This window comes from Salinicoccus carnicancri Crm, assembly GCF_000330705.1.
GTDB lineage: Bacteria > Bacillota > Bacilli > Staphylococcales > Salinicoccaceae > Salinicoccus > Salinicoccus carnicancri.
In genome coordinates this window covers 1-8,719 of record NZ_ANAM01000007.1, presented here as the reverse complement: position 1 = coordinate 8,719, position 8,719 = coordinate 1, and the positions used below count along the sequence as shown (strand labels likewise).

11 protein-coding genes and 1 riboswitch are annotated in these 8,719 nt (G+C 46.2%); of the genes, 1 reads left to right on the top strand and 10 read right to left on the bottom strand.

The window, feature by feature from the left end; all coding sequences use genetic code 11:
- Positions 1-19: 19 nt before the first annotated feature.
- The 10 genes from gcvPB to comGA form a co-directional block, all read right to left on the bottom strand.
- Positions 20-1,501: an aminomethyl-transferring glycine dehydrogenase subunit GcvPB gene (gcvPB, locus tag C792_RS0107610; protein WP_017548872.1), complete on the bottom strand. Its 1,482-nt coding sequence runs from the start codon at positions 1,499-1,501 to the stop codon at positions 20-22.
- Positions 1,494-2,837, bottom strand: a complete 1,344-nt coding sequence (gcvPA, locus tag C792_RS0107605; protein WP_026090282.1) for an aminomethyl-transferring glycine dehydrogenase subunit GcvPA — start codon at positions 2,835-2,837, stop codon at positions 1,494-1,496. The genes gcvPB and gcvPA overlap by 8 nt, the downstream gene beginning before the upstream one ends.
- Positions 2,838-2,858: 21 nt before the next feature.
- On the bottom strand, positions 2,859-3,944 hold the full coding sequence (gene gcvT, locus C792_RS0107600; RefSeq protein WP_026090281.1) for a glycine cleavage system aminomethyltransferase GcvT: 1,086 nt from the start codon (positions 3,942-3,944) through the stop codon (positions 2,859-2,861).
- Positions 3,945-4,012: 68 nt separating this feature from the next.
- Positions 4,013-4,101, bottom strand: a riboswitch (glycine riboswitch).
- A gap of 89 nt (positions 4,102-4,190) precedes the next feature.
- Positions 4,191-4,676, bottom strand: a complete 486-nt coding sequence (locus tag C792_RS0107595; protein ID WP_017548869.1) for a shikimate kinase — start codon at positions 4,674-4,676, stop codon at positions 4,191-4,193.
- Positions 4,677-4,835: 159 nt separating this feature from the next.
- Positions 4,836-5,276 carry a ComGF family competence protein gene (locus C792_RS0107585; RefSeq protein WP_245537526.1) on the bottom strand — a complete coding sequence of 147 codons (441 nt, stop codon included), beginning with the start codon at positions 5,274-5,276 and terminating at the stop codon, positions 4,836-4,838.
- Positions 5,236-5,499: a type II secretion system protein gene (locus C792_RS0107580; protein ID WP_017548866.1), complete on the bottom strand. Its 264-nt coding sequence runs from the start codon at positions 5,497-5,499 to the stop codon at positions 5,236-5,238. The genes C792_RS0107585 and C792_RS0107580 overlap by 41 nt, the downstream gene beginning before the upstream one ends.
- A complete protein-coding gene (locus C792_RS0107575) occupies positions 5,489-5,923 on the bottom strand; it encodes a prepilin-type N-terminal cleavage/methylation domain-containing protein (RefSeq protein ID WP_083854848.1) in 435 nt (144 codons plus the stop codon). The genes C792_RS0107580 and C792_RS0107575 overlap by 11 nt, the downstream gene beginning before the upstream one ends.
- On the bottom strand, positions 5,898-6,227 hold the full coding sequence (gene comGC / locus C792_RS0107570; protein WP_017548864.1) for a competence type IV pilus major pilin ComGC: 330 nt from the start codon (positions 6,225-6,227) through the stop codon (positions 5,898-5,900). The genes C792_RS0107575 and comGC overlap by 26 nt, the downstream gene beginning before the upstream one ends.
- A gap of 12 nt (positions 6,228-6,239) precedes the next feature.
- Positions 6,240-7,325 carry a competence type IV pilus assembly protein ComGB gene (comGB, locus tag C792_RS0107565; protein WP_017548863.1) on the bottom strand — a complete coding sequence of 362 codons (1,086 nt, stop codon included), beginning with the start codon at positions 7,323-7,325 and terminating at the stop codon, positions 6,240-6,242.
- Entirely contained in the window at positions 7,258-8,259 is a 1,002-nt protein-coding gene (comGA, locus tag C792_RS0107560) for a competence type IV pilus ATPase ComGA (RefSeq protein ID WP_245537525.1), read from the bottom strand. Before comGA ends, comGB begins: the two co-directional genes overlap by 68 nt.
- Before the next feature lie 210 nt (positions 8,260-8,469).
- On the opposite strand from comGA, the gene C792_RS0107555 reads away from it, so the two are divergent.
- A complete protein-coding gene (locus C792_RS0107555) occupies positions 8,470-8,709 on the top strand; it encodes a DUF2626 family protein (RefSeq protein ID WP_017548861.1) in 240 nt (79 codons plus the stop codon).
- The last annotated feature ends 10 nt before the right edge of the window (positions 8,710-8,719 follow it).

Genomic DNA, 8,719 nt, shown 5'->3' with positions numbered 1-8,719 from the left:
ACCCGCGGGTCCTTTTTTATTATTCCTTTTCCTCTATGATATCTTCTCGCTGGAACCTGAGCACAGGTTTTCGTGCTGCCAGTGTTTCATCCAGCCGGCCGATGACTGTAGTATGCGGTGCTTCAAGGACAATATCCGGATCCTCTTCCGCCTCTTTTGAAATGTGGATCAGTGCATCAACGAAACCATCGAGTGTCTCCTTGGACTCTGTTTCCGTCGGTTCCACCATCATGCATTCCTCGACATTCAGCGGGAAGTAGATTGTCGGCGGATGGTAGCCGAAGTCAAGCAGGCGTTTGGCCATATCGAGTGTACGTACACCCATTTTCTTCTGCTTTGAACCGCTGATTACGAATTCGTGTTTACAGTGCTGTTTGTAAGGCAGTACGAAAGTGCCTTCAAGCCTCCTCATCATATAGTTGGCATTGAGAACTGCGCTTTCCGATACTTCCTTGAGGCCGTCCGGCCCCATCGTACGGATATAAGTGTACGCCCGGAGGAATATGCCGAAGTTCCCGTAGAATGGCTTGACACGTCCAATGCTGTCGGGCACATTGTGTTCCACACGATAATTGTCACCTTCTTTGACAACGAGCGGTTTCGGCAGGAATTTCGCAAGCTCCGCCTTTACACCGATGGGGCCGGAACCTGGTCCGCCGCCGCCGTGAGGTCCTGTGAACGTCTTATGGAGATTGAGGTGTACCGCATCGAAGCCCATGTCCCCGGGTCTTACCTTGGCCATGATGGCATTGAGGTTTGCACCGTCATAGTACAGCTTGCCGCCTGCTTCATGGACGATATCGCGTATTTCAAGAATATCCTCTTCGAAAAGTCCGAGTGTATTCGGGTTTGTCAGCATGATTGCTGCTGTATCATCGCCGACCAGTGTTTTCAGATGGTCGATGTCAACAAGACCCCTGTCGTTGGATTTGACTGTAACAGCTTCAAAGCCTGCCACTACTGCACTTGCCGGGTTTGTACCGTGGGCGGAATCGGGAACGATTACTTTTGTACGGTTATGGTCACCGTTCGCCTCATGGAACGCTTTGATCATCATGAGTGCGGTCCACTCGCCCTGTGCACCGGCTGCCGGCTGAAGTGTGATTTCATCCATTCCTGTAATCTCTTTAAGATGCTCCTGCATATCATGGACGATTTCCAGTGAACCCTGGATTGCCTTGTCATTCTGCTCAGGATGGCTGTTTGCGAAGCCGGGCATCCTTGCAACCTTTTCATTGATTTTAGGGTTGTATTTCATCGTACATGAACCAAGTGGATAGAAGCCCGAGTCTACACCATGGTTTTTGTTGGAAAGCTCAGTGTAGTGCCTCATCAGGTCGAGCTCACTGATTTCAGGCAGCTCTGCTTTGGTCCCGCGGATGAATTTCGTATCTATTATATCGGATAGTTCCTGTTTTTCCACTTCGAGGTCCGGAAGTGAGTATGCGAATCGGTCTTCTGTGCTTCTTTCGAAAATCAAAGGACTGGATCCCTTAAGCATTATATTCACCCAACCTTTCAACAAATGAATCAATTTCATCTTTGGTACGGAGCTCTGTCACTGCGATGAGCATATGGTGCTCGAATTTTTCATCTACTCTTCCAAGGTTGAAACCACCGATGAAGCCATCATCGTAGAGGGTATCATTGATTTCGTCAACATTTTTGGAAAGTTTGACAGCAAATTCGTTGAATGACTGCCCATCGAGTATTTCGAATCCTTTGGATTTCAACTGATTTTTCATGTAGTAAGTATTCTGAATGTTGTTTTCCGCCATTTCAACTGCACCTTTTTTACCGAGCGCACTCATTGCTACAGATGAAGCGAGGGCGTTCAGTGCCTGGTTAGAACAGATGTTGCTTGTCGCTTTGTCACGTCTGATATGTTGTTCACGTGCCTGCAGAGTCAGCACGAAACCGCGGTTGCCTTCATCATCCTGTGTCTGGCCGACAAGACGGCCGGGCATTTTCCGCATCAGTTTGCTGGTTGCAGCGAAATAACCGCAGTGCGGTCCGCCGAACTGTGTAGGGATACCGAATACCTGTGTATCACCTGTGACAATGTCCGCCCCGAATTCACCCGGAGGCGTAAGAATGCTGAGTGCAAGCGGATTGCTGTTTACAACGAACAGTCCTTTGTGTTTATGTGCGATCTTTTCAATCTCTTCCAGGTCTTCCACAGAACCGAGGAAGTTCGGATACTGGACCATTACTGCTGCAGTATCTTCATCGGCAGCGTCATCAAGCCTGGCAAGGTCTGTATAGGAACCGTCAAGTTCAACCTCGACGACTTCAATGCCCTGGGCTTTGCAGTATGTCCTCAACACTTCAATTGCCTGATAATGGACACCCTTTGATACGACCACTTTCTTTTTGCGTGTTTTGCCGGCTGCCATAGTTGCAGCTTCTGCAAAGGCAGTCGGTCCGTCATACATTGATGAGTTTGCCACATCCATGGCAGTAAGTTCTGAAATCAATGTCTGGAATTCGAAAATCGCCTGCAGTTCACCCTGGGATATTTCAGGCTGATACGGTGTGTATGCCGTGTAGAACTCAGAACGTGAAATCACATGATCCACGACTGTCGGTATATAGTGGTCATATGCACCAGCACCGAGGAATGATACGTGTGTTTCCGTCGTGATGTTCTTCTTTGAGATATTTCCAAGTTCACGAAGCAGTGAAGTCTCACTCTTCTTTGGTTTGATATTCAGTTCGCCCTTGAACCTTACTTTTTCAGGGATGTCGCTGAAAAGTTCAGATACATCTGAAATGCCGATCGTAGCCAGCATCTCCTGCCTGTCTTTTTCTGTCAATGGTAAATAACGATGACTCAATTCATACACTCCTTCTCACAATTAGTTTTTATGGAATGGCGTTTTGACAAATTTCGCCTTTACTTCTTTGTTTCTTACAATGATATTGAATTCTTTATCAAGTTCATGAAATTCTTTATCCACAAGTGCGAACCCTATGGATTTCTTTGTCAGCGGGGACTGCGTGCCACTGGTGACATATCCCACTCTGTTGTCATCAGAGTCTCTCACTTCATAATCTGTGCGTGCAATCCCTCTTTCAAGGATTTCGAAGCCGCCGAGCTTTCTTGGAGCCCCATTTTCCTTCTGTTCCCTGAGCACATCTCTGCCGACAAATTCCCCTTTGTCCGGCTTGACCGCAAATCCCATGTTGGCTTCTACCGGAGTGATGTCTTCCGTCAGATCCTGGCCGTGGAGCGGAAGGCCGGCTTCCAGTCTCAAAGTATCGCGCGAACCGAGTCCGCACGGCTCTGCTCCGCCATCGAGGAAAAGTTTCCACAGTTTCAATGTATCCCCTGCAGCGCAGTAGATTTCAAACCCGTCCTCGCCGGTATATCCTGTCTGCGAAAGGATCACTTTGGAACCATCGATGTCTATGTCCTTTTTGAAGCGGAACATCTTCATTTCGCTGATGTCCTCTTCGACATGCTTTTGTACAAGATTACGGGCTCCCGGGCCCTGTACTGCCAGCTGGCCGTAGTCCACGGATACATTCTCAACAGCGGCATCAAAGCCATCGATCGCTTTAAGTGTCTCAAAATCAATATCTGTATTTCCAGCATTGACGACAAGCAGGTAGTCATCTTCATCCAGTTTGTAAATCACAAGGTCGTCGATTACTCCTCCGCGCTCGTTGCAGAGCATAGTATATTGGGCACGTTCTTCTGTGAGCTTTGTAACATCATTGGTCAGAGCATAGTTCAGAAATTCGACGGATTCCCTGCCCGTTACCCTGATTTCACCCATATGGCTGACTTCGAACATGCCAATCGCTTCCCGGACTGCCCGATGCTCTTCCCTGATGCTTGAGAATTGGACAGGCAGTGCCCAGCCCGAGAAATCAATCACTTTGGCACCAGATTCCACATAATAGTCATACAACGGTGTCTTCTTCAATTCAGACATGATTTTTCCTCCTTTAAAATAAAAAACAGGACAGCCTTGTAAACTGCCCTGTTGATTTGTCTTCAGGATTGCGTCCCAATGCTGTACTTTTGCCTGAGAGATTCACCTGTGCGGCTTGCTCCTTCGGCGACGATCACTCGTTCTCTCGAGCATTGTTCAATCGCAAAATATTCAATTAATATTTCGACCTAATTATACCCATAGCACCAGTAAAATAGCAAGCCGATTCTCATAATATTGTAAGCCCTGTCATCGGGCTGGTTTCAAAATGGCTTCGACCGTATCGTCGAGCCCGCATGCAGTATCCACTTCCAGGTCGGCTGCTGCCCTGTATCTCTCTAACCTGCTGTCATAAAGTGCTTTCACCTGTTCCCGCGGCCTGCTTGCAAGAGGTCTTGTAATGTCATCTGAAATCCTTTCATACAGGGAGTCGAACGCTGCATTCAGGAAGATCACTTTCCTGTCGGTATTCCTGATGATTTCATATGAATCATCATATGTGATTATGCCCCCGCCGGTGGAAATGATGCCATCGTTCTCACATGCAGCCAAAAGCACACTGTATTCATACTTCCGGAACCCCGCCTCCCCCTCTTCAGCGAATATTTCGGGGATCGTCCTGCCGCTCAATTCATTTATCCTATCATCCAACTCCAGAACGTCCAGCCCCAGCCTATCACCCAGGGCTTTGGCAACTGTACTTTTTCCGCTGCCCATGAAGCCTATTAGAATCATCGCTTTCACTCCTCTTCAATCAATCCGCTGATTTTTTGCTGATAGATTTCTATGAAATTCATGCGGATATCCAGTGTAATCATCATCTCATTGTAATATTGGTAGTATAAACTTATCAGATAAATGAGAATAATGTATATAGAAAAGCTGAAAAAACCGTCATTTTTTGAATGTAAACGTTTCATTGAATTCGCCATTTTCACCTTCGATTTCCAACCGGGCATGGTCCTTTTCATCTCCTATATCGAATTTTTTCACTCCGAACATCACGGTGACAAAACCGCTCCCATCCACGCTCCTGATAATTCGGTCTCCTGCGCGGCGATAGCTGATGACTTTTTTTCCATCATCAAAGCTGATCGATGTTGCGGTCCTGGATACCGTAATTTTTTCGCTCTTCTTATAAACATCAGTGATATCCAGTACGAAAAAGTCTGCTTCAAAATCATGGTCAGCATCACTCATGGAAGCAAAATAGGAGATGGCTGCAGGCATGGCCGTCATTATCAATGCCGCGACAGAAAGGGCGGCGAGTGCCTCCATATATGTGAAGCCCCCGCTACCTGACGCGCAGACAAAGTGTTTCATTCTTCTTCGCACATATCGAATCCCCTTTTAGTATATAATCGTCATGTGTAAAATTATCAGGTGCATCATGGTTCAGAAGTTCTATATAGAGCGACCTGCTGAAATCAAGTTTTTCTTCCGCAAGTGTCACTGTTGTTCTGATCATCATGAGAGCGGGGACCAGGACGCCGATGATTATTGAAAATATCAGCATGGCAAGTAATGCATCCAGCATCATGAAACCTTCATCTTTCAATCCTGAACCTCCCCTTCTGTATCTGGAAGACGAAGCTCACCGGTTCACCCATGCAGTCGAACCGTGCGGTACCGAATGCGTTCGTATCCCCGTTTGATTTGTACAAAAATCCTGAAAGCCCCCCTTGCAGTATTGTGCATGTGTTGAGTGTGTATGTTTCAAGTGCCTCCCCATAGCCGTTCTTTATTACTATACGGTGTTTTACCCGGTCAAATTCCACCACGTGCGCCTGTTTCGTGTTCAGTGCGTTGGTCTGTGCCAGCTGAAAAAAGAATGCTATATTATCCACTTCCCGGTCGACCATATTATCATTGTTTTTTGGTGCGGACTGTACCGTGAGCATGAGGAGGATGCTGACCACTGCGAGTGTCAGCAGCACTTCCATCATCGTGAACCCGCTATTCGGATTTCGCTGCCTGACCATCTACAATTACAATCCCGGTGCCGTTTGCACAGGTCACCTGGTCGTTCGTCAAATAATCCGGTACAAGCGCGCTCACTGAAGAGGGCGCACCGCCTTCGTTCAGCGTATATGCCTGTATCTGGCTCTGAACCATCTTGACCTGGGCATCGCACCCGGTATCCTGTACATTCGCGCTCTGGGCAGCGATATTTGGGATGATAAGGATGATCAGTACAGAGATCACCAGCAGTACGAGCAGCATTTCAATCAATGTGAAACCTTCATCTTTTCTCTTCATTTTCTTATTTATCAGTTTTTTCATCATATTTGAAACCTCCTAGTTGATTGTCGCCATCATCTGGAAAATAGGCAATACTATTACCAGATATAGGCAGATGATGAGCAGCCCGAGTATAAGGAATATGACAGGCTGTATCTTCCTGGTTATATTTTCAATCTTCATTATGATCTTCTCAAGCGTGTATTCACTGAACAGGATGAGTTCTTTGCCGACACTGCTGTTCTGTTCACCGTGGCTTACAAATACTGCAAGTTTTTCATCCAGCATATCGATCCGTCTGATGGCTTCTGAAAGCGTGTGACCCTCCATCAGCTTGCCCTCGATCAATCCGGAGGAATATCTCAAATATTCGTTCAGCGTCTGATGGGTGAACAGATCGAGTATTTCCTTGACCTCAAGACCATTGTTGATAAAATAGCCGAACTCTCTTGAAAATCTGTACGTCTGATAATTTCTGAAATAGAATCTGACCCCTGGTATGAACAGCAGTATTCTCGATTTCCTGTCCACATCCTTCATCGCCGCAATAAAAATTACGGTGACGGCAAAAACGGCAGCAGAAGAAACGGCGGTGAACACCAGCCGGGGGAGAAGCTGCAGAAAAGAGGTGAGCACGGTCACAACCCCTTCCGAACTTGTCCCCATCGCACTGTAGAGTGAATTGAACTGGGGTATGACGGTATAGTTGAGGACGATGAGCATGATAATGAATATGGAGACCAGTACCAGCGGGTACTGCACTGCCTTCAGCAGTTTTTTCGAGGTGTTCCGCATATGGTCCAGATAAAAGGCGGACTCCCGCAGGTTCATGAGCATTTCCCCATGAATTTCGGCAAATGAAATCTGGATGATGATTGTATTTCTGAATCCGAGCCCTTTTAAAACACGGCTGAGGGTCGCCCCCTCCTCGACCAGGGCGAGACATGCCTCTTTATCCCTGTCCTTCAGTACGTCGTACTGTTCAAGGATAAATATGAGCGCCTGATGCATTGTGAATCCATTTTCCAGAAGATCAGCCAGTTTGAACAGGAAATGTGAATCGTATTTCCCCAGTCTATTTGAACCTGCTCTTAAATGTTTTAAGTTCTGTTTCAGTGATGCTTCCTCCCTTCCCGAGAGCATCAAGCTGATCCGACAACGAGAAAATATCGATTTTCTTCCCTGACAGATAATCTCTTATATGGTCATTCTCCATGTACTCGTAGATGATATAGCTCCCGCGGTTCGTGTGTATGAGCCGCTGATTGATGATAAGTGATATGCTCTGGATCATTTCCTCTGTATAGAGACCGTAATCCTTCAGTCTGCTCAAAGTGCTCACCGCAGATTTACTGTGGAAAGTGCTGAGCACAAGATGTCCGGACAGGCTTGCCCTGAGCAGTTCGGAGGCAATTTTGGCATCCCTTATTTCCCCGAACATGATCACATCCGGATCACACCTCAGAACACCCTTTAACAGCGGGCTGTAATCCATGCTGGCCTTTTCATTGATTTCCACCTGCACGATGCCATCCATTTCGTATTCAACAGGGTCCTCGATACTGATGATCTGACGCTTGTTTTCTGAAATGATATCCCCGAGAAGACGGTACATCAGAGTCGTCTTGCCTGAGCCGGTGGGTCCGGTAAAAAGGACGAGTCCCTGCATACGTGTCATGTACTCCTTCAGGAATTCATATTCCTCTCCTGTGTGGAACAGTCCCATGGACTTTCTGTCCTCCATCGGGTTAAGGATTCTGATGACGATGATTTCGTTCATCAGGGATATCGGCAGTGTGCTGACCCGTACGCCGACTGAAATCTCCCCATCATCAATAACCGTCCTTCCGCTCTGCGGCACCTTGTGTTCGTTAATATCCAGTTCAGCTGTGAATTTCAAATAGTTGACCAGTTTTCTGTACTCTTCCATGGTCATCTCACACAGAGTGGCCATCTCCCCTCTTCTTCTCACTCTGACGAGACCTGTATTGCTCTCGAGTGTCAAATGAATGTCGGTTGCATTTTGACGCCTTGCGCCTTTGAATATTTTGCTTAGTACTGCCTTCAATAAAAACACCTCCTACCCTATATATGCCTAAAAATGCCGGTTTTGATCTTTTCAGAATTAAAAAAGCAGATTTTGTATTTCTGTATATGTTTTTGAGGTATAATTCTGATTAATGGAAATAGATTACAATACTATTGTCTTTTTTAGTATTTACTTTGATATGAAGTTTATTTATAATTGATTATGATATGTTTTAGTAACGATGAAAGGACTGTTCCTATGGATAAGGTATTTAAGACACTTGGATTCTGGACTGCAATGTTCGCAATCCTGTTCTATGTCGGGGATATGATGATGATGACATTATTTTTCATTGCCCAAACTGGCTTCTTCATTCTGTTGGGGTATATGAAATTGACTGAGAGAATGTATATGTATGTATTTGCTGCATACCTGGTCCTTTTCTTTGTAGGATTTACATACTACACAACATTCCTGTTGGAACCAAGCTTCGGCTAAACATAAAAAA